The organism is Stenotrophomonas sp. 05L413 (genome assembly GCF_056397945.1).
Map to the genome: position 1 here is coordinate 1 of NZ_JBFTOL010000030.1, position 367 is coordinate 367.

Annotated in this window: 2 tRNA genes; both read right to left on the reverse strand. The window is 60.8% G+C overall.

The window, feature by feature from the left end:
• Positions 1-73 precede the first annotated feature (73 nt).
• Positions 74-149, reverse strand: a tRNA-Ala gene (locus AC1DIQ_RS19020).
• A gap of 104 nt (positions 150-253) precedes the next feature.
• A tRNA-Glu gene (locus tag AC1DIQ_RS19025) sits at positions 254-329 on the reverse strand.
• Positions 330-367 lie beyond the last annotated feature (38 nt).

Consider the following 367-nt stretch of genomic DNA (forward strand, 5'->3'; position numbering starts at 1 on the left):
CCTAGGCCTCTAGACGATGGGGACGCGTTAAACCGAATTTTGGCTTCTATCGGACGGCCTGTGTCCGGAGAAGTGGTGGAGCCAGGCGGGATCGAACCGCCGACCTCCTGCATGCCATGCAGGCGCTCTCCCAGCTGAGCTATGGCCCCGCAGTTGTGCTGCGAGCCGCCTATCATAGCGGCGGTCTTGCCGAATGGGAAGGGGCTCGTCAAACAAAAAGCCCCGACCGAGGTCAGGGCTGTCTGTTTGAAGCTGGCGTCCCCACGGGGATTCGAACCCCGGTCGCCACCGTGAAAGGGTGATGTCCTAGGCCTCTAGACGATGGGGACGCGTTAAACCGAATTTTGGCTTCTATCGGACGGCCTGT